Origin of the sequence: Pseudomonas gessardii (assembly GCF_001983165.1) — a bacterium.
In the GTDB taxonomy this organism is placed as follows: Bacteria; Pseudomonadota; Gammaproteobacteria; order Pseudomonadales; family Pseudomonadaceae; genus Aquipseudomonas; species Aquipseudomonas gessardii.
This window is the reverse complement of record NZ_MNPU01000026.1, coordinates 31123-52215: the sequence shown is the minus strand read 5'-3', so window position 1 is coordinate 52215 and position 21093 is coordinate 31123. Positions and strand designations below refer to the sequence as shown.

Below are 21093 nucleotides of genomic sequence, written 5' to 3'. Positions count from 1 at the left end.
ATCGTTAAAAGCGCGCGGCGCCGAAGCTGTTGGGTTGCAATTGGCGCACCTGGGCCTCTTGGCAGATATCCAGCAGGTAACCCAGCAAGGTGCGGGTGTCCCGTGGGTCAATCAGCCCGTCGTCCCACAGGTTGGCGCTGCCATACAGGGCCGTGGACTGGCTATCGAGTTTCTGTGCGGTGACCTGTTCGAGCATGTCGAGCATCTTGGGATCGGGCACCAGGCCGTCTTTCAATTGCTTGGCCTCGGTGACAATGCGCAGCACTTTGCCGGCCTGGGCTCCGCCCATCACAGCGGTGCGGCTGTTGGGCCAGGCAAAGATAAAGCGCGGGTCCAGGCCGCGGCCGCACATCGCATAGTTGCCGGCGCCGTAGGAACCGCCGACCACCACAGTCAGCTTGGGCACGCGGGCATTGGCCACCGCCTGGATCATCTTCGCGCCGTGCTTGATCACCCCTTGTTGTTCGGATTCGGTGCCGACCATAAAACCGGTGGTGTTGTGGAAGAACAGCAGCGGGGTCTGGCTCTGGTCGCACAGCTGGATAAACTGCGCGGCCTTGCTCGCGCCCTTGGGGGTGATTGGGCCGTTGTTGCCGATAAACCCGCAGGCGCGGCCCTGGATCTGCAAGTGACCGCAGACGGTGTGGGGATCGTACTCGCCCTTGAATTCGAGAAAGTTGGAGCCGTCGGCGATGCGCGCGATGATTTCCCGTGCGTCGTAGGGCTTTTTCGGGTCGTCGGGGATCAGGCCCAGCAACTCTTCAATCGGATACAGCGGCTCGGCGTAGGCCCGCACCTGTATAGGCGGCAGCCGGTCGTCCCACGGCAATAGGCTGACAATCTCGCGCACGATGCGCACGCCATCGGCATCATTTTCGGCCAGGTATTCGGCGGTACCGGCGGTTTGCGCATGCATCTGGGCGCCACCCAGCTCTTCATCCGTCGCCACTTCGCCAGTGGCCGCCTTGAGCAACGGTGGGCCGGCCAGAAACAGCTTGGCCTTGCCGCGCACTACCACCACGTAATCCGAAAGTCCCGGCTGATAGGCACCGCCAGCGGTGGCCGAGCCGTGGACTACGGTGATCTGCGGCAGGCCCATGGCCGACATCCGTGCCTGGTTGGCAAAGCTGCGCGCACCTTCGACGAAAATCTCGGCGGCGTAGTTGAGGTTGGCGCCGCCGCTTTCGGCCAGCGTCACCACCGGCAGTTTGTTTTCCATGGCGATCTGTTGCAGGCGCAGGGATTTTTTCAGGCCCGATGGCGAGATCGTGCCGCCCTTGATCGCACTGTTATTGGCCACCACCAGCATGCGCACGCCGCTGACATAGCCGATACCGGCAATCAAGCCGCCACCGGCGGCGCTGCCGTCCTTGTCGTCGTGCAGCTTGTAGCCGGCCAGGCTCGCCAGTTCGAGGAAGGGCGCACCGGGGTCGAGCAACAGGTTCAGGCGTTCGCGGGGCAGCAGTTGGCCGCGTTTGTCGAACTTGCCCTTGGCTTCGGCGGCCTTGTCCAACAGGTTCTGTTCCAGTTGGCGCAGGTGGTTGATGGCGGTGAGCATGGCCTCGCGGTTCTGCGCGAACTGCGGGCTGTGGGCGTCGAGTTGGGAGTCGATGACCGGCATGGTTTATTGGCCCTCCTTGAGTACATCCGGCAGGTAGGCGCGGTGAAAACCATTGAAGGACGGGCTCGGCGCCTGCGCCTTGTGCAGCGGCCAGGCACGGCTGCCCAGGCTGGCGGCGCCGTCGATGCGCAGGGTGCTGCCGCTGACGAACGCGGCGGCGGGGCTGAGCAGGAACACAATCGCCGCGCTGACTTCCGACTCGGTGCCAATGCGCTTGAGCGGTACATGCTCGCGCAGGGTCGGGATCACCGCCTTGAACGCACCTTCGTAGGTGTCCATGCCGCTGGAGGCGATCCAGCCTGGCGCCACGGCATTGACCCGCACCCCGGCGTAGCCCCACTCGAACGCGGCGGTCTTGGTGAAGTTGTCCATCCCCGAGCGTGCCGCGCCGGAGTGGCCCATGCCAGGCATGCCGCCCCACATATCGGCCAGCATGTTGACGATGGCGCCGCCTTTTGTTCCCAAAGAAGGTTTGCTCATGGATTGGTTGAACACCTCACGCGCCATCAGGAAACCGCCCACCAGGTTGGTGCGCAGCACCGTTTCAAAGCCTTTTTGATTGATCGACGCCAGGGGCGAGGGGTATTGGCCACCTGCGTTGTTCACCAGGCCGTGGATTGGCCCGTGTGCTTCGATGATCTGGCTGACCAGCGCCTTGACCGCTTCTTCATCACGAATATCGCAGGCCTGCCAACTGGCGCGGCCGCCGTCATCGCTGATTTCCTGGGCGACACCTTGCAGTTTTTCCGGCTTGCGCCCCACCAGCACCACATGGGCGCCGAGGGCTGCCAGTTCATGGGCGGTGCAACGGCCGATGCCACTGCCGCCACCGGTGACGATAATGGTCTGCCCCAGGAACAGGTCGGCTTTGAAGATCGAGTCGAAGGCCACGGCGAGAGTCCCTTAGTTGAGTTGATCGGCGAGGTGGCGGGGCACGGCAACCGGTATTTCCAGCAGTTGCTGGGCGAAGGCCTTGCCCTGTGGGTCGATGCGCAGGCTGGCGATACCGCCGCCGCCCAGGGCGTTTTCGAGGAGGAAATTGAGGCTGTGGCTGCCGGGCAGGTACCAGCGTTCCACGCGCCCATGCAGTGGGTCGAGGACGTGGCTCATCCAGTCGACGATCACCTCGGGCGTCAACGCCTCAGCGATCCACGGCAAGTATTCGGGGCGGCGCGCGATCACCCCGATATTGCTGTGATTGCCCTTGTCACCGGAGCGCGCCACGGCCAGTTTGACCAAGGGCACGCTGGCATCGGCACGGCCTTCGGGCTTGGGTGGGTCGAGCGGTGTGTGGGGCGTGCCCAGGGCCGCTGTGGCAGGCAGCTCGCAGGGGTGGGACTGGCCCTGGAAGTCGACGCTCAAGGTGCAGGCGCGCTTATCGATCAGGAACGAAAACAGGCGGATCAGCGGATACACGGTGGGCCTGCCGCCAACTATGCCGGTCAGGCCCGGCGCCATGCCGGTGGCTGCCTGGGCAATTTCCCGGGCGAACAGCACCAGCGCTTGTTTGTTCGGGTGGCGCACCGCCAGTTTGAGCACCACCTCGCGGCAATCCTGGCGCCGGGCGTGGGCGCCGTAGGTGGCTTCGCTGCCGAGCAATTCAATATTGACCTCGGTATAGGGCGCCCAGCCGCGCTGGCTGAACAGTTGCGAAGTCTTGTTGATGATCGCCTGGCTGACCCGCTCGGCCTTGGCCACCGCATCCATGCCGGCCAGCAGGCAACTGGCGGTGCAGCGAAAACCGTCGGGGTAGGTGGCGCTGACTTTGTACTGATCGGTCGGCGCCAGGCCTTTGGCACCGCGCAGGCGTACGCGGTTTTCGCCTTGTTGCTCCAGCGTGACCTGGCTGAAGTCGCAGATCACATCCGGCAGCAGATAGGCGCGGGGGTCGCCGATTTCATACAGCAGTTGTTCGGCGACGCTCAGTTCGCTGATCAACCCGCCCGTGCCCGCAGCTTTGCTGACGGTGAACTGGCCGTCGGCGCTGACGTCGACAATCGGGAAGCCGATGTGCTCGTAGTCCGGCACCTCGTGCCAATCGGTGAAGTTGCCGCCGGTGCACTGCGCGCCGCATTCGATGATATGCCCGGCCAGCGCGGCCTGGGCCAGTCGGTCGTAGTCCTGCCACGACCAGTTGAATTCATGCACCAGGGCCGCGCTGACCACCGCGCTGTCCACTACGCGCCCGGTGATGACGATATCGGCGCCCAGTTGCAGGGCCTGGACGATGCCCGGCGCGCCGAGGTAGGCATTGGTCGACACGCACATCGCCGGCAACGGCGCGCCGCTGAACATATCGTTGATGCCCTGCAGTTGCTTGAACTGCGGTTGCAGGTCGTCGCCCAGCACCACGGCGATTTTCAGCGGCACCCGTGCCTGGTCGCAGGCAGCCTGCAATGCCGCGGCGCAGGCCTGGGGGTGGATGCCGCCGGCGTTACTGATCACGCGGATGCCCTGGCGCTGGATATCGGCGAGCAATGGCGCAAGCACTTCGACAAAGTCCGTCGCGTAGCCGGCCTGGGGATCCTTCATCCGCGCCCCGGCGAGGATCGACATGGTGACCTCCGCCAGGTAGTCGAACACCAGGTAATCCAGGGCGCCGCCGTGCACCAACTGCGCGGCGGCGGTGCAGGTGTCGCCCCAGAATGCACTGGCGCAGCCGATACGAACGGTCTTGTCCATGGGACGTCCTTCTCTGGAAAATCGCTGGGTCGAGACTACCAAGCAAGCGCTTGGTTTGTAAACTCCGCTCATAACTTTTGCCCAAGCGCTTGCTTGGGTGGCTGTCACGGCCTAAATTGCCGGCCATGACGCAATCAAAGTAGTTGAGGAGAGCAGCATGGATGAGCAAAAAGCCCTGGAGGTGATGCGCACCATGGTGGACGGCGGGCAACTGACCGACCCCGACAGCGCCCGGGGCAAGCTGCTGCAGACCGCGGCCCACCTGTTTCGCAACAAGGGCTTTGAACGCACTACCGTGCGTGACCTGGCCAGTGCCGTGGGGATCCAGTCCGGCAGCATCTTTCATCACTTCAAGAGCAAGGACGAAATCCTGCGGGCGGTGATGGAAGAAACCATCCATTACAACACCGCGCTGATGCACGCCTCCCTGGCCGAAGCGGGCAACGTGCGCGAGCGGGTGCTGGCGCTGATTCGCTGTGAGTTGCAGTCGATCATGGGCGGCAGCGGCGAAGCCATGGCCGTGCTGGTGTATGAATGGCGTTCGCTGTCGGCAGAAGGGCAGGCCCAGGTGCTGGCGTTGCGTGATGTCTACGAAAACATCTGGCTGCAGGTGCTGGGCGAGGCCAAGCAGGCGGGTTATATCAAGGGGGATGTGTTTATCACCCGGCGTTTTCTGACCGGGGCGTTGTCCTGGACCACGACCTGGTTCCGCGCCCAGGGCAGCATGACCCTCGAACAATTGGCCGATGAGGCGTTGCTGATGGTTCTCAAGGCTGATTAGGCCTGGAGCGCAAGCCATTTATTGTCGGGCCGAAAGTTGTCTCTCCAGACAAAAACGCCTAGCTTAGCGAGATTCAGATTTGAACGGTGCGTGCCTGATGTTTTCGCCATTGCGGCTGGCTGCGGGACTTACAGTATTGGCAATGGGCACCCTGTGGCAGGCGCAAGTTTCGGCGGCCCAGTTGGTGCGGATCGGTGCCGCGCATTTTCCGCCGTACACCGTGCGTCCGGAGCAGGGCGCCGACACCGGATTGCTGCCGCAACTGCTGGAGGCGCTGAATCGTGCGCAGACCGAGTACCAATTCGTGCTGGTGCCGACGTCCATCCCCCGGCGTTTTCGTGATTTCGAACAAGGCCGGGTCGACATGGCCATCTTCGAGAACCCGCAGTGGGGGTGGCAGGATATTCCCCATACCAGCGTCGACATGGGCCTGGAGGACGCCGAGATTTTTGTCGCCCAGCGCCAGCCCGGTCGCGACCAAGGGTATTTCGCCGAGCTCAAGGGCAAGCGCCTGGCGGTGTTCAGCGGTTATCACTACGCCTTTGCCAACTTCAACCCCGACCCCAAGGCCATGGCCGCGCAGTTCAATGCCACGTTGACCTATTCCCATGACAGCAACTTGCTGATGGTGACCCGTGGCCGTGCGGATATCGCCCTGGTGACGCGCTCCTACCTCAGTGACTTCATGGTGCGCAATGCCGACACTGCCGGGCAGTTCCTGGTGTCCGAACGCATTGACCAGGTCTACCACCACTACGCATTGCTGCGGCCCAAGGCAGCGATCAGTGGCCCGGCGTTTGCCGAGTTGCTCAAGGGCCTGCGCGACAGTGGCGAGTTGCTGAAGATCTTCGAACCGTACCGCATCGATGTGCTGCCGGTAGCGGATGCGCCCTGATCCCGGGAACGGCGCTTAAATTTTTGCTGTTGGTTCACGTCACTTCGTCTAACTGTCGATGATTACCGTGAGCCCCTTCCATGCCTAATCCCAATGATTTGTCAGTCCTGCCACTTCCGGCAGGGCCCACCCTGAACGCAGACGAAAGCGATAGCCGCCTGACCCTGACCCTTGCAGGCCAGCCGTTGGTGCGCCTGCGCCTGGCGCGCGGCGATGCACTGGACGTGCATCTGCAAAACCCCGCTGAGGTTCCTTCGGTGCAAGCCTTGTGGGCGGCGTGTTACTGGCTGTTTGCCCGGGAACCCGAGCGCCAGCAACTGACCTGGCACCTGGAGCACACCCCTGACGAGGCCCTGCGCAGCGGCCTGCTGCTGGCCACCGACGTGGTGGGGCAGTTGCGTTGCGAGCGCACCCTGTTCTGGCAATTGCCGCAGCCGTGGTTGGGCCAGCCGTTGAATGATGCCTATCCGCAGCAGATGATTATCAGCAACGGCAAGCGCCATCCGGTGCGTGCGCCCAAGCCGCGCGGTGAAGTCTATCGACGCTTCGATGCACGCCTGGGTGCGTGGATCTCACTGCGTACGCTGGAAATCGATGTCGACCTGGCGCGCTTCAATCGCTGGCAGAACAGCGCGCGGGTCGCCAACTTCTGGCAGGAAAGCGGCAGCCTGGAGCAGCATCGCGACTACCTGGCGAAGCTGGACGCCGACCCGCATACCCTGACGCTGATCGGCTGTCTCGACGATGAACCCTTTGCCTATTTCGAGGCCTATTGGGCCAAGGAAGACCGCATCGCGCCGTTCTATGATGCGGACGATTACGACCGGGGTATCCATATGCTGGTGGGGGAGGAGCATCACCGTGGGCCGCACAAGGTTGCCAGTTGGCTGTCGGCGCTGGTGCACTACCTGTTCCTCGACGACCCGCGCACCCAACGCGTGGTGGCGGAACCGCGAGCCGACAATGCGAAGATGATCGGGCATATGCAGAACCAGTGTTTCCACTGCGAGAAGGAATTCGATTTCCCCCACAAGCGTGCGGCGCTGATGATCCTGGGGCGGGAGCGGTTTTTTGAGCGGTGTGGGTTGGTCTGAGCGCTACAGGGCAACGAATATCAAATGTGTGGGAGCGAGCAAGTCCGCTCCCACACAAGCTCACCCGTGATTGCAATTGCGGGGTGCTCAGACGCGTCGGGCAAAGGTATCGCTATGCGTCCCCGAAACCTTACGGCAGTGCACCAACGCATCGCGGATCATGAAGTTGACCAGGGTCGGCGACACGCCCAGTTCCTTGGCAATGTCCTTCTGCGGCACGCCATGCAGGCGGTACATCTCGAACGCGTAGCGCGTGCGCTGGGGCAACTCGGTCAGGGCGTCGGCGATGTTTTCCAGGGTGGAAAAATTGATATGCGAGGTTTCCGGTGAAGCGCCATGAATAACCACATTCAAGCCTTCCTCTTCCGTCCCGGAGTATTTCAGTTCCAGGGCCTGTTTACGGTAGTGGTCGATAGCCAGGTTGCGCACGATCTGGAACAGATAGCTCAGTTGCGCCTTGAACGATGAGGTGATCTGCGGTGCCGATTGCAGTCTGAAGTAGGCGTCCTGCACCACATCTTCGGCGCGGGAACGGCAGCCGGTAATGCGCGCCGCGATCTTGACCAGGATCAGTCGATTATCGACAAACGCCTGGAGTAACGGTGAATCGCACCTGCTTGTGGATACTTGTTCCGTCATGGAAATCACCTTGCTGCAATAAGGTTAGTGGAGGGCATCCCTGCTGAGGCCTCCTACACATCGGGCAACAAATTATTCTTAATGATAATGATTGTCAAATGAGAAGCGGAACTAATCTTATACCGAAATGCAAACGGTGAGGCACTTCTCTTTGTCTGCGGACCTTGGCCTGTCGAGTAATTATTTTGCCGGGCCATCCGTTCTCATTGGTGACAGGCCCGCCAACACGCCGGCCATGGATGTGCACCCAGAGGAGGACGACATGCGTTTGTATCGCGAGAACCCGGCGTTCCAGGCAGGGGTGTCTGAGATGAGCCCATCGACCCGCTGGCACCATGGCCCGGCGCGGCAGGCGGCCGGCTGAATACGCCGCGACACGCCCCCTATCCCCCGATTTCCCCGTAAGCCGATTGCAGGCAGGAACCCCTCATGATGGACGCCCTCGAACTTCCCCGCACCCTGGTCCAGTCCCTCCAGCGCCGTGCCGCGCAGACCCCGGACCAGGTGGCCCTGCGCTTTTTGGCCGAGTCCGCCGATGACAGTGTGGTGCTCAGCTACCGTGACCTGGACCTGCGCGCCCGCACCATTGCCGCCGCCCTGCAGGCCTCGGCCGGCCTGGGCGAGCGTGCGGTGTTGCTGTTCCCCAGCGGCCCGGATTATGTCGCGGCGTTCTTTGGCTGCCTGTATGCCGGGGTGATCGCGGTGCCGGCCTATCCGCCGGAGTCCACCCGCCGGCATCACCAGGAGCGCTTGCTGTCGATCATCGCCGATGCCGAGCCCAGGCTGTTACTGACCAGCAGCGGTTTACGCGATGCCCTGAGGCAGATCGAGCAAGCGCCGCCGTTGCTCTGCGTGGATGAGCTGCACAGCGAAATCGCCGCTGATTGGGTCGCGCCAAACCTGCAGGACAACGATATCGCCTTCCTGCAATACACCTCCGGCTCCACGGCCTTGCCCAAGGGCGTGCAAGTCACCCACGGCAACCTGGTGGCCAACGAACTGCTGATTCGCCGCGGGTTTGGCATCGACCTCAACCCCGATGACGTGATTGTCAGCTGGCTGCCGCTGTACCACGACATGGGCCTGATCGGTGGCCTGCTGCAACCGATCTTCAGCGGCGTGCCGTGTGTGTTGATGTCGCCGGCGTACTTCCTTGGCCGGCCCCTGCGCTGGCTGGAAGCGATCAGCCAATACCGCGGGACCATCAGCGGCGGCCCGGACTTCGCCTACCGCCTGTGCAGCGAGCGGGTCAGCGACTCGGCCCTGGAGCGCCTGGACCTGAGCCATTGGCGCGTGGCCTATTCCGGCTCCGAGCCGATCCGCCTCGACACCCTGGAGCGCTTCGCCGAAAAATTCGCCTGCTGTGGTTTTACCCCGAACAACTTCTTTGCCTCCTATGGCCTGGCCGAGGCGACCCTGTTTGTCGCTGGCGGCACCCGTGGCCAGGGCATCCCGGCGTTGCGCGTGGACGAGCAGGCGCTGGCCGCCAACCGGGCCGAGCCAGGGCAGGGCAGTGCGATCATGAGCTGCGGCACCAGCCAGCCCGAGCATGGGGTGCTGATCGTCGAACCGCAGACCCTGGCTGAACTGGCCGACAACTGTGTCGGCGAAATCTGGGCCACCGGCCCGAGCATTGCCCACGGCTACTGGCGCAACCCCGAAGCCACCGCCAAGACGTTTGTGTCGCACGCCGGGCGCACCTGGTTGCGCACCGGGGACCTGGGCTTTATGCGCGACGGCGAGGTGTTTATCACCGGGCGCCTGAAAGACCTGCTGATTGTGCGTGGCCACAACCTGTACCCGCAGGACATCGAGCAAACCGTCGAACGCGAAGTGGAAGTGGTGCGCAAGGGGCGTGTCGCGGCCTTTGCAGTGAACGACCAGGGCCTGGAAGGCATCGGTATCGCCGCAGAAATCAGCCGCAGCGTACAGAAGATCCTGCCGCCCGAAGCCCTGATCAAAGCCATTCGCCAGGCGGTGGCCGAGGCCTATCAAGAGGCGCCGTGCGTGGTGCTGCTGCTCAACCCCGGCGCGTTGCCGAAAACCTCCAGTGGCAAGCTCCAGCGTTCGGCCTGCCGCACCCGCCTGGCCGATGGCAGCCTCGACAGCTACGCGCAGTTCCCCGAACAGGGCGGGCAGGCCGGCGAGGAGGGCCTGCAATCAGCACTGCAACAGCAGATTGCGGCGATCTGGTGTGAACAGCTGCAGGTGGCACAAGTGGCTGGCGATGACCATTTCTTCTTGCTTGGTGGCAACTCCATCAGCGCCACCCAGGTGGTCGCCCGCCTGCGCGAAACCCTGGGCCTGGAACTCAACCTGCGCCTGTTATTCGAGGCGCCGGTGCTGGCCGATTTCGCTGCCGGCATCGGGCAGTTGCAGCTGGACGGGGGTGTGGCCCAGGGCGCAATCAGTGCCTTGTCACGCCAGCAGGAGATGCCGCAATCCCTGGCGCAAAACCGCCTGTGGATCACCTGGCAATTGGACCCGCAAAGCAGCGCCTACACCATCCCCGGTGCCCTGCGCCTGCGTGGCGAGCTGGACGAAGACGCGCTGCATGCAAGCTTCGCGCAACTGATCCAGCGCCACGAAGCGCTGCGTACGCGGTTCTATGAGCGTGACGGCCAGGGCTACCAGCGCGTCGATGCCCAGCGTGAATTTGCCGTGCAAGTCATCGACCTGCGCGACCTGCCCGTGGCCGAGCGTGAAGCCCGCGCCGCGCAGATCCGCGAGGACGAGGCACGTACCGTATTCGACCTGGAACAAGGCCCGCTGCTGTGGGTCACCCTGTTGCGCCTGGACGATGAAGATCACCAGTTGCTGGTGACCCTGCACCACATCATTGCCGACGGCTGGTCGCTGAATGTATTGATCGACGAATTTTCGCGCCTCTATGCCGCCGCGTCCCAAGGCCAGGCCGTCGAGTTGCCGGCCCTGACTGTGCAGTACGCCGACTACGGCAGTTGGCAGCGCCAATGGCTGGCCGAGGGTGAAGGCCAGCGCCAGTTGGATTACTGGAAGCAACAGTTGGGCGACGAACATCCGACCTTGAGCCTGGCCACCGACCATCCGCGCTCGGCCCAACAACGCCACAGTGCCGCACGCTACAGCCTGCGCCTGGAGGCGGGCCTCGGCGAAGCGATCCGCCAGACCGCCCAGGCCCACCAGGCCACCCCCTTCGTGCTGTTGCTGACGGCATTCCAATGCCTGTTGCACCGCTACAGCGGCCAGCGCGATATCCGCATCGGCGTGCCCAATGCCAACCGTGGGCGCCAGGAAACCCAGGGCCTGATCGGCTTCTTTATCAATACCCTGGTCATGCGCGCCGAGGTGGACCCGCGCCAGCCCTTCAGCGAACTGCTGGCGGCGAACCGCCTGGCGGCCACCGAGGCCCAGGCCCATCAGGACTTGCCCTTCGAGCAATTGTTGGAAGCTTTCCCACAGGCCCGCGAGCAAGGCCTGTTCCAGGTGCTGTTCAACCATCAGCAACGCGACCTGGGCGCCTTGCGCCGCCTGCCGGGCCTGCTCGCCGAAGAGCTGCCATGGCACAGCCGCGAGGCCAAGTTCGACCTGCAGCTGCACAGCGAAGAAGACCGCCACGGGCGCCTGAGCCTGTCATTCGACTACGCCGACGAACTGTTCGACGCCCGTACTATCCAGCATCTGGCGACGCATTTGGTCAACCTGTTGCAGGCCGTCTGCGCGCAACCGCAGCAAGCCCTGGGCGATATCCCGCTGCTGAACGCCAACGAGTACGTCGAGCAACGCCACTGGGGCGAGGCCCCCTGCGCACCGGCGCAGCGCCTGGTGCCGGAGCAACTCAACCACTATAGCGACGAGCGTACCGCTCTGGTCTGGCACGATGCCAGCCTGACCTTCGCCCAACTGCACACCCAGGCCAACCGCCTGGCCCATTACCTGCGCGACAAAGGCGTCGGCCCGGACGTGTGCGTGGCGATTGCCGCCGAGCGCTCGCCGCAACTGCTGATCGGCTTGTTGGCGATCCTCAAGGCCGGCGGTGCCTATGTGCCGCTGGACCCGGACTACCCGGCCGAGCGCCTGGCCTACATGCTGGCCGACAGCGGCGTGCAATTGCTGCTGACCCAGACCCATCTGTTGCAACAGTTGCCGGCGGCCGAGGGCGTGTCGGTGATCGCCATGGACAGCCTCAAGCTCGACAGCTGGCCGACCCAGGCCCCGGGCCTGCACCTCAATGCCGACAACCTCGCCTATGTGATCTACACCTCCGGCTCCACTGGCCAGCCCAAGGGCGTGGGCAATACCCATGGGGCCCTGGCGGAGCGTTTGCAGTGGATGCAGGCCACCTATCAGTTGGATGCAAGCGATGTGCTGCTGCAAAAGGCACCGATCAGTTTCGACGTGTCGGTGTGGGAGTGCTTCTGGCCACTGATCAGCGGGTGTCGCCTGGTCCTGGCCGGCCCTGGCGAGCATCGCGACCCTCATCGGATTGCGCAACTGGTGCAGGCGCATGGGGTGACCACCCTGCATTTTGTGCCGCCGCTGTTGCAACTGTTTGTCGATGAACCCCTGGCGGGCGAATGTACCAGCCTGCGCCGGGTGTTCTCCGGTGGCGAAGCCTTACCCGCCCAATTGCGCAATCGACTCCTGGCGCTACTGCCAATGGTGCAGTTGCACAACCGCTATGGGCCCACCGAAACCGCGATCAACGTCACCCATTGGCACTGCCAGCGCGCCGACGGCGAACGCTCGCCGATTGGCCGCCCATTGGGCAATGTGATTGGCCGGGTGCTGGACGCGCAATTCAACCTGTTGCCTGCCGGGGTGCCGGGTGAGCTGTGCATCGGCGGGGTTGGCCTGGCGCGCGGTTATCTGGGGCGTGCCGGGTTGACCGCCGAGCGTTTTGTCGCCGACCCCCTGGGCGCGGCGGGCGCACGCCTGTACCGCACCGGCGACCGTGTGCGCTGGACGGCCGACGGGGTGCTGGAGTACCTCGGGCGCCTGGATCAGCAGGTCAAGTTGCGTGGTTTTCGTGTGGAACCGGAAGAAATCCAGGCGCGGTTGCTGGCCCAGGCCGGCATCGCCCAGGCCCTGGTGCTGATCCGCGACACCGCCGGCGGTGCCCAGTTGATCGGTTACTACACCGCCAGCGGCAAGTTGGATGAGCAGGACGTGAAAGCCGCCCTGGCCGCCGAGTTGCCGGAGTACATGGTGCCGGCGCAACTGATCCGCCTCGACGTCATGCCCCTGGGCCCCAGCGGCAAAGTGGACCGGCGTGCCTTGCCGGAACCGGTATGGCAGGTGCGTGAACATGTGGAGCCGCAGACCGCCCTGCAACAGCAGATCGCCGGGATCTGGCGCACAGTGCTGGGCGTGCCGCGTATCGGCCTGCGTGACGACTTCTTTGCCCTTGGCGGCCATTCGCTGCTGGCCACGCAAATCATCTCCCGCACACGCCAGGCCTGTGATGTGGAGCTGGCGCTGCGCACCTTGTTTGAAGCCAGTGAGCTGGGGGATTTCGTCGAGCAAGTGCGGCTGATCCAGGCCAGTGGCCAACGCAACCAGCAGACCGCGATCGGCAAGGTGGATCGCCGCCAGGCGGTGCCGCTGTCCTATTCCCAGCAGCGCATGTGGTTCCTCTGGCAAATGGAGCCAAACAGCCCGGCCTATAACGTCGGTGGCATGGCGCGCTTGCGCGGGGTGCTGGATGTGGGGCGTTTCGAGGCGGCGTTGCAAGCCTTGATCATGCGCCACGAAACCCTGCGCACCACCTTCCCGAGTGTCGATGGCGTGGCCCGGCAGAACGTCGCCGCGCAAAGCAGCGTACGCATGAGCTGGCAGGATTTTTCGGCGCTGCACGAGGCTGAACGGCAAGTACGCTTGCAGCAACTGGCTGACCAGCAAGCCCACAGCCCCTTCAACCTGGAAACCGGGCCGTTGCTGCGCGCCTGCCTGGTCAAGGCCGGCGAGCAGGAGCACTACCTAGTGCTGACCCTGCACCATATCGTCACCGAAGGCTGGGCCATGGACATCTTTGCCCGTGAACTCAGCGCGCTCTACGAAGCCTTTATCGATGAGCGCGAATCGCCCCTGGAACCGCTGCCGGTGCAGTACCTGGACTACAGCGTGTGGCAGCGCCAATGGCTGGAGGCCGGTGAGCGCCAGCGCCAGCTCGACTACTGGACCACGCAACTGGGCAACGAGCATCCATTGCTGGAACTGCCCAGCGACCGGCCACGCCCGGCGGTGCAAAGTCACCAGGGCGAGCTGTACCGTTTTGACCTTGGCGATGAACTCGCCGCCAAGGTGCGCGCCTTCAATGCCGAGCAGGGCCTGACCCTGTTCATGACCATGACCGCGACCCTGGCGACGCTGCTCTACCGCTACAGCGGCCAGACCGACCTGCGCATCGGCGCGCCAGTGGCCAACCGTATTCGCCCGGAAAGCGAAGGGCTGATCGGCGCTTTCCTCAACACCCAGGTGCTGCGTTGCCAGCTCGACGGGCAGATGCGCGTTGCTGAGCTGTTGGAGCAGGTGCGTCACACCGTGATCGAAGGCCAGTCCCATCAGGACCTGCCGTTCGACCACCTGGTGGAAGCCCTGCAACCGCCGCGCAGCGCCGCGTACAACCCGCTGTTCCAGGTGATGTGCAACGTGCAGCGCTGGGAGTTCCAGCAAAGCCGGCAACTGGCCGGGATGACCGTCGAATACCTGGCCAACGATGCGCGCGCTACAAAGTTCGACCTCAACCTGGAAGTCACCGACCTCGACCATCGCCTGGGTTGCTGCCTGACCTACAGTACCGACCTGTTCGACGAGCCGCGCATTGCGCGCATGGCCGCCCATTGGTGCAACTTGCTGGAGGCGTTGATCGCCGACCCGCAACAGCGCTTGAGCGAACTGCCGCTGTTGCACGTCGATGAACAGCGTGCACTGCAAGACAGCCTCGGCCTTGAGGCTGGCGAGCACCGTCTCGACCAGTGCATCCATCATCTGTTCAGCCAACAGGTCCAGGCCCGTGGCGATGCCCCTGCGCTGACCTTTGCCGGCCAGACCCTGAGCTACCGCGAGCTGGACAGTCGCGCCAATCGCCTGGCCTGGATGCTGCGCGAGCGTGGGGTGGGCCCGCAGGTGCGGGTCGGCCTGGCGCTGCCGCGCTCACTGGAAATGGTCATTGGCCTGCTGGCGATCCTCAAGGCCGGTGGCGCCTATGTGCCGCTGGACCCGGAATACCCCCTGGACCGCCTGCACTACATGATCGAAGACAGCGGCATCGGCCTGCTGCTCAGCGATGGGGCGATGTTCAAGGCCCTGGGCGAGTTGCCCGCCAGCGTCAGTGGCTGGTGCCTGGAAGATGACCTGCCGGCGCTGGCCAACTACCCGGCCAGCGACCTGCCGACGATCAGCCTGGCGCAGCACCAGGCGTACCTGATCTACACCTCCGGTTCCACCGGCAAGCCCAAGGGCGTGGTGGTGTCCCACGGTGAAATCGCCATGCATTGCCAGGCGGTGATCGAGCGCTTTGGCATGCGCCCCGACGATTGTGAGCTGCACTTCTATTCGATCAACTTCGACGCCGCCACCGAGCGCCTGCTGGTGCCGCTGCTCAGTGGCGCGCAGGTGGTATTGCGCGCCCAGGGCCAATGGGATGCCGAGGAAATCTGCGGGCTGATCCGTGAGCACCGTATCAATATCCTCGGCTTTACCCCCAGCTATGGCAGCCAGTTGGCGCAATGGCTGGCCACGCAAAACCAGACCTTGCCGGTGCGCATGTGCATTACCGGCGGCGAAGCCCTGACCGGCGAGCATTTGGCGCGTATCCGTGCGGCGTTCCAGCCGGCGCTGTTTTTCAACGCCTACGGGCCGACCGAAACCGTGGTCATGCCCCTGGCCAGCCTGGCGCCGCAGGTGCTGGAGGAGGGCGCCGGCAGTGTGCCGATCGGCAGCATCATCGGCGCCCGGGTTGCCTATATTCTGGATGCCGACCTGGCGCTGGTGCCCCAGGGCGCGACCGGCGAGCTGTACGTGGGCGGCGCCGGCCTGGCCCAGGGTTATCACCAGCGTCCGGGCATGACCGCCGAACGTTTTGTGGCCGACCCCTATGCCGATGGCGGGCGTCTCTATCGCACCGGCGACCTGGTGCGCCAGCGCGCCGATGGCCTGGTGGAGTACCTGGGGCGCATCGATCATCAGGTGAAAATCCGTGGTTTCCGTATCGAACTGGGCGAGATCGAAACCCGCCTGCTGGAACACGAGGCGGTACGCGAAGCCGTGGTCCTGGCCCTGGACACGCCGGGTGGCAAGCAACTGGCGGCGTACCTGGTCAGCGCTGCCAGCAATCATGGCGCCTTGCGCGAGGCACTCAAGAGCCACCTGAAGGCGCAACTGCCGGACTATATGGTGCCCGCGCACCTGATGGTGCTCGACAGCATGCCGCTGACCGCCAACGGCAAGCTCGACCGCCGCGCCTTGCCGCAGCCGGACCCCGAGGCCAATCGGCAAGCGTACGTGGCGCCGAGCAATGCGCTGGAGCTGAGCCTGGCCGCGATCTGGTGTGCGGTGCTCAATGTGCGGCAGGTCGGGCTGCACGATAACTTCTTTGAGCTGGGCGGCGATTCGATCCTGTCGATCCAGGTGGTCAGCCGGGCGCGCCAGGCGGGGATTCATTTCAGCCCTCGCGACCTGTTCCAGCACCAGACCGTGCAGGCCCTGGCCGCAGTGGCCACGCGCAGTGAGCAGATCACTGCCGAGCAAGGTGTATTGACCGGCCCTTCGGGCATGACGCCAATCCAGCACTGGTTCTTCGACAGCGAGATCCCGGCGCGCCAGCACTGGAACCAGGCCTTGGTGCTGGCACCGGTGCAGGCCCTCGATCCACGTCGCCTGGAGCAGGCGCTACTGGCTGTGCTGGAACACCACGACGCCTTGCGCCTGGGCTTCACCCAGCGCGACGCGCAATGGCACGCCGAGCATCTGGCGGTGCCGGAGGGCGGCGTGTTGTGGCTGGCCCAGGTGGCGGATATGGCGCAGTGCGAGGCGTTGTTCGCCGATGCCCAGCGCAGCCTCGACCTGGAGCACGGCCCGCTGTTGCGCGCTTTGCTGGTGGACGGGCCGCTTGGCCAGCAACGCTTGCTGATCGCCATCCATCACCTGGTGGTGGATGGCGTGTCCTGGCGTGTCTTGCTGGAAGACCTGCAAAACGTCTATCGCCAACTGAGCGACGGCCAGGCGGTCAGCCTGCCGGCCAAGACCAGTGCCGTGCGCGACTGGGCCGCCCGTTTGCAGGCCTATGCCAGCAGCGAATCCCTGCGCGAAGAACTGAGCCTGTGGCAGCAACAGTTGGCTGGCCCGGCGGTGGCGCTACCGGTGGACCGGGCGCACGGCAGCCTGCGCCATCGCGATGCCGAGACCGTCAGCGTGCGCCTGGATGCCGAGCGCACCCGCCAATTGCTGCAGCAGGCGCCGAGCGCCTACCGCACCCAGGTCAACGACTTGTTGTTGACGGCATTGGCCCGCGTGCTGTGCCGCTGGAGCGGGCACCCATCGACCCTGGTCCAACTGGAAGGCCATGGCCGCGAAGCCCTGTTCGATGAGATCGACCTGACCCGCAGTGTCGGGTGGTTCACCAGCGCCTACCCACTGCGCCTGACGCCACAGGAGGCCGGGCCGGGCGCGTCGATCAAGGCGATCAAGGAACAATTGCGCGCTGTTCCGCACAAGGGCCTGGGCTATGGCGTGCTGCGCTACCTGGCCGACAGTCCTTGTCGCCAGGCCATGGCGGCGTTGCCGAGCGCTTCGATTACGTTCAACTACCTCGGGCAGTTCGACCAGAGCTTCGACAGCCAGGCGCTGTTCCACCCACTGGAAACGTCTGCCGGCCCAGCCCATGACCCGGATGCGCCGCTGCCCAACGCCCTGAGTGTGGACAGCCAGGTGTACGGTGGCGAACTGGTGCTGCGCTGGACCTTCAGCCGTGAACGCCACGAGCGCCAGACCATCAGCGAACTGGCCGACGCCTACCTGGACGAATTGCACAGCCTGATCGCCCACTGCCTACATGACGATGCCGGTGGCCTGACGCCGTCCGACTTCCCGTTGGCGCACCTGACCCAGGCGCAACTGGATGCACTGCCGGTGCCGGCCAGCGCCATCGAGGACGTGTACCCGCTGACGCCCATGCAGGAAGGCCTGCTGTTGCACACCCTGCTGGAACCGGGCACCGGCCTGTATTACATGCAGGACCGCTACCGCATCCACAGCGAGCTCAACCCCGAGCGCTTTGCCCTGGCCTGGAAAGCCGTGATCGCCCGGCATGAAGCCTTGCGCGCGTCGTTCTGCTGGAATGTCGGCGAAGAGATGTTGCAGGTGATCCACAAGCCCGGCAGCACGCCGATCGAATACCTGGACTGGACCGGCACCCCGGCCGAGCACCAGGAGCCACGCTTGCAAGCCCTGCTCAAAAGCGAGCGCGAGGCCGGTTTCGATCTGCTCAACCAGGCGCCGTTCCACCTGCGCCTGATCCGCGTCGGCGAGGCCCGCTACTGGTTCATGATGAGCAACCACCACATCCTGATCGATGCCTGGTGCCGTTCGTTGTTGATGAATGACTTCTTCGAGATCTACATGGCCCTGGGGGAGGGCCGCGAGGCACAATTGGCCGCGCCGCCACGCTATCGTGACTACATCGCCTGGTTGCAACGCCAGAACCTGGCCGAGGCGCGGCAGTGGTGGCAACAGAACCTGCAAGGCTTTGAGCGCACCACGCCGATCCCCAGCGACCGGCCATTCCTGCACGAACACGCCGGCCACAGTGGCGGCATGGTCGTAGGCGATTGCTATACCCGTCTGGATTCGCGCGATGGCGCGCAATTGCGCGAGCTGGCCCAGGCTCATCAACTGACCGTCAATACCTTCGCCCAGGCCGCATGGGCCCTGGTGCTGCGGCGCTTGAGCGGCGAGCGTGACGTGCTGTTCGGCGTCACCGTGGCCGGGCGCCCGGTGGACATGCCGCAGATGCAGCGCACGGTCGGCCTGTTTATCAACAGCATCGCCCTGCGGGTCAAGGTGCCCGAGGACGATCAGCCGTGCAGCGTGCGCCAGTGGTTGAGCGCCTTGCTCGACAGCAATATGCAACTGCGCGAGTACGAGTACCTGCCGCTGGTGACTATTCAGGAACACAGTGAGCTGCCCAAGGGCCAGCCGCTGTTCGACAGCCTGTTCGTGTTTGAAAACGCCCCGGTGGAAGTCTCGGTGCTGGACCGTGCGCAAAGCCTGAACGCCACCTCGGACTCGGGCCGCACCCACACCAACTTCCCGCTGACGGCGGTGTGCTACCCGGGCGATGACCTGGGGCTGCACCTGTCCTATGACCAGCGTTATTTCGATGAAAGCACCGTGCAGGGCATGCTCGCCGAGTTCAAGCGCCTGCTGCTGGCGCTGGTGCAGGGCTTCCATGGCGAGATGGCCGACCTGCCGCTGATGGGCGCGCAGGAACGCGAGTTCCTGGTGCACGCTTGCAACCAGAGCGCCCATGAGTACCCGCTGGAGCGCAGCTACGTCGAACTGTTCGAGGCGCAAGTGGCGCAGCATCCGCAGCGCATCGCCGCCAGTTGCCTGGAGCAGCAATGGACCTATGCCGAGCTGAACCAGCGCAGCAACCGCCTGGGCCATGCCCTGGTCGCGGCGGGTGTCGGCCTGGACCAGCCGGTGGCGCTGCTGGCCCAACGTGGCCTGGACCTGCTGGGCATGATCATCGGCAGCTTCAAGGCCGGTGCCGGTTACTTGCCCCTGGACCCCGGCCTGCCGAGCCAGCGCTTGAGCCGGATCATCGACCTGAGCCGCACGCCATTGCTGGTGTGCACCGCGGCCTGCCTTGAACAGGCGCAGGTGTTGCTCGACGACTTTGCCTGCGGCGCGCGGCCGAAGTTGCTGGTGTGGGAAGACATCGTGGGCGCAGATAGCAATCCGGGGATCTACAGCGGCCCGGACAACCTGGCCTATGTGATCTACACCTCCGGTTCCACCGGGTTGCCCAAGGGCGTGATGGTCGAGCAGCGTGGCATGCTCAACAACCAACTGAGTAAGGTGCCGTACCTGCACCTGAGCGAGCAGGATGTGATCGCCCAGACCGCGTCCCAGAGCTTCGATATTTCCGTGTGGCAGTTCCTCGCCGCGCCGCTGTTTGGCGCGCGAGTGGACATCGTCCCCAACACCATCGCCCATGATCCGCAGGGCTTGCTGGCCCATGTGCAGGCCCAGGGCATCACCGTGCTGGAAAGCGTACCGTCGCTGATCCAGGGCATGCTTGCCCAGGAGCGCATCGGCCTGGAGGGCCTGCGCTGGATGCTGCCGACCGGTGAAGCAATGCCGCCGGAACTGGCGCTCCAATGGCTGCTGCGTTACCCGGACATTGGCCTGGTCAATGCCTACGGCCCGGCGGAATGCTCGGATGACGTGGCGTTCTTCCGCGTCGACCTGGCCTCGACCCGTGGCACCTACCTACCGATCGGCACGCCGACCGACAACAACCGCCTGTACCTCCTTGATGGCGCGCTGGAGTTGGTGCCGCAAGGCGCGGTGGGCGAGTTGTGCGTGGCCGGCACCGGTGTGGGGCGCGGGTATGTCAGCGATCCGCTGCGCACCGCCCAGGTGTTTGTGCCGGACCCGTTTGGCGCACCCGGGGAGCGTCTGTACCGCACCGGCGACCTGGCGCGGCGGCGCAGCGATGGGGTGCTGGAGTACGTCGGGCGTATCGACCACCAGGTGAAGATTCGCGGTTACCGCATCGAGCTGGGTGAAATCGAGGCGCGCCTGCATGAACAACCCGAAGTGCGCGATGCCGCCGTCGGCGTGCAGGAAGGGGCCAATGGCAAGCACTTGGTCGGCTATCTGGTTGCCAGCGACGCCAGCCTCAGCCCTGGCGAACGCCTGGACCGCATCAAGCAACGCCTGCGTAGCGAGTTGCCGGAGTATATGGTGCCGTTGCACTGGTTGTGGCTCGAGCGCCTGCCGCTGAACGCCAACGGCAAGCTCGACCGCAAGGCCCTGCCGGCCCTGGAGATCGGCCAACTGCACAGCCAGGACTACCTGGCGCCGCGCAGCGAACTGGAGCAGACCCTGGCCACGATCTGGGCCGAGGTGCTGAAGGTCGGGCAGGTGGGCGTGCTGGATAACTTCTTCGAGCTGGGTGGGCATTCGTTGCTGGCCACACAAATCGCCTCGCGGGTGCAGAAGAGCCTGCAACAGGATGTACCGCTGCGGGCGATGTTCGAGTGCAGCACGGTGGCCGAGCTGGCGAGCTATATCGAGGGCTTGGCGGTCCATGAGATCAGTGCCGGCACGGTGGACCGGTTGAGTGATTTGATGGCGGAGCTGGAGGGACTCTAAACAGGAGTGGGGCTGCTGT

The 21093-nt window shown here is 64.4% G+C and carries 8 protein-coding genes; 4 read left to right on the top strand and 4 right to left on the bottom strand.

Going from position 1 to position 21093, the window contains the following annotated elements:
• Positions 1-4: 4 nt before the first annotated feature.
• The 3 genes from atuC to BLL38_RS18125 are packed head-to-tail and all read right to left on the bottom strand — an operon-like array spanning position 5 to position 4303.
• Positions 5-1621 (bottom strand): geranyl-CoA carboxylase subunit beta, encoded by a 1617-nt coding sequence (atuC, locus tag BLL38_RS18135; RefSeq protein ID WP_076963789.1) that lies wholly within the window; start codon positions 1619-1621, stop codon positions 5-7.
• 3 nt (positions 1622-1624) lie between these two features.
• A complete protein-coding gene (locus BLL38_RS18130) occupies positions 1625-2512 on the bottom strand; it encodes an SDR family oxidoreductase (RefSeq protein ID WP_076963788.1) in 888 nt (295 codons plus the stop codon).
• Between the two features lie 12 nt (positions 2513-2524).
• Complete coding sequence (locus BLL38_RS18125; RefSeq protein ID WP_076963787.1) at positions 2525-4303, bottom strand: acyclic terpene utilization AtuA family protein; 1779 nt, start codon at positions 4301-4303, stop codon at positions 2525-2527.
• 157 nt (positions 4304-4460) lie between these two features.
• On the opposite strand from BLL38_RS18125, the gene BLL38_RS18120 reads away from it, so the two are divergent.
• The 3 genes from BLL38_RS18120 (at position 4461) to BLL38_RS18110 (ending at position 7073) form a co-directional block, all read left to right on the top strand.
• On the top strand, positions 4461-5084 hold the full coding sequence (locus BLL38_RS18120; protein WP_076963786.1) for a TetR/AcrR family transcriptional regulator: 624 nt from the start codon (positions 4461-4463) through the stop codon (positions 5082-5084).
• Positions 5085-5181: 97 nt separating this feature from the next.
• On the top strand, positions 5182-5979 hold the full coding sequence (locus BLL38_RS18115; protein WP_076963785.1) for a substrate-binding periplasmic protein: 798 nt from the start codon (positions 5182-5184) through the stop codon (positions 5977-5979).
• Positions 5980-6059: 80 nt separating this feature from the next.
• Positions 6060-7073, top strand: coding sequence for a GNAT family N-acetyltransferase (locus tag BLL38_RS18110; protein ID WP_076963784.1), 1014 nt, complete (start codon positions 6060-6062; stop codon positions 7071-7073).
• 87 nt (positions 7074-7160) lie between these two features.
• Here BLL38_RS18110 and BLL38_RS18105 read toward each other — a convergent pair whose 3' ends face one another.
• On the bottom strand, positions 7161-7712 hold the full coding sequence (locus tag BLL38_RS18105) for an RNA polymerase factor sigma-70 (RefSeq protein WP_029298131.1): 552 nt from the start codon (positions 7710-7712) through the stop codon (positions 7161-7163).
• 429 nt (positions 7713-8141) lie between these two features.
• On the opposite strand from BLL38_RS18105, the gene BLL38_RS18095 reads away from it, so the two are divergent.
• On the top strand, positions 8142-21074 hold the full coding sequence (locus BLL38_RS18095; RefSeq protein ID WP_076963782.1) for a non-ribosomal peptide synthetase: 12933 nt from the start codon (positions 8142-8144) through the stop codon (positions 21072-21074).
• The last annotated feature ends 19 nt before the right edge of the window (positions 21075-21093 follow it).

Bases quoted from the DNA above. Each gene is read 5' to 3' on its own strand.
- BLL38_RS18095 (WP_076963782.1), top strand. From the start codon at position 8,142: ATGATGGACGCCCTCGAACTTCCCCGCACCCTGGTCCAGTCCCTCCAG.
- BLL38_RS18125 (WP_076963787.1), bottom strand. From the start codon at position 4,303: ATGGACAAGACCGTTCGTATCGGCTGCGCCAGTGCATTCTGGGGCGAC.
- BLL38_RS18120 (WP_076963786.1), top strand. From the start codon at position 4,461: ATGGATGAGCAAAAAGCCCTGGAGGTGATGCGCACCATGGTGGACGGC.
- atuC (WP_076963789.1), bottom strand. From the start codon at position 1,621: ATGCCGGTCATCGACTCCCAACTCGACGCCCACAGCCCGCAGTTCGCG.
- BLL38_RS18105 (WP_029298131.1), bottom strand. From the start codon at position 7,712: ATGACGGAACAAGTATCCACAAGCAGGTGCGATTCACCGTTACTCCAG.
- BLL38_RS18110 (WP_076963784.1), top strand. From the start codon at position 6,060: ATGCCTAATCCCAATGATTTGTCAGTCCTGCCACTTCCGGCAGGGCCC.
- BLL38_RS18115 (WP_076963785.1), top strand. From the start codon at position 5,182: ATGTTTTCGCCATTGCGGCTGGCTGCGGGACTTACAGTATTGGCAATG.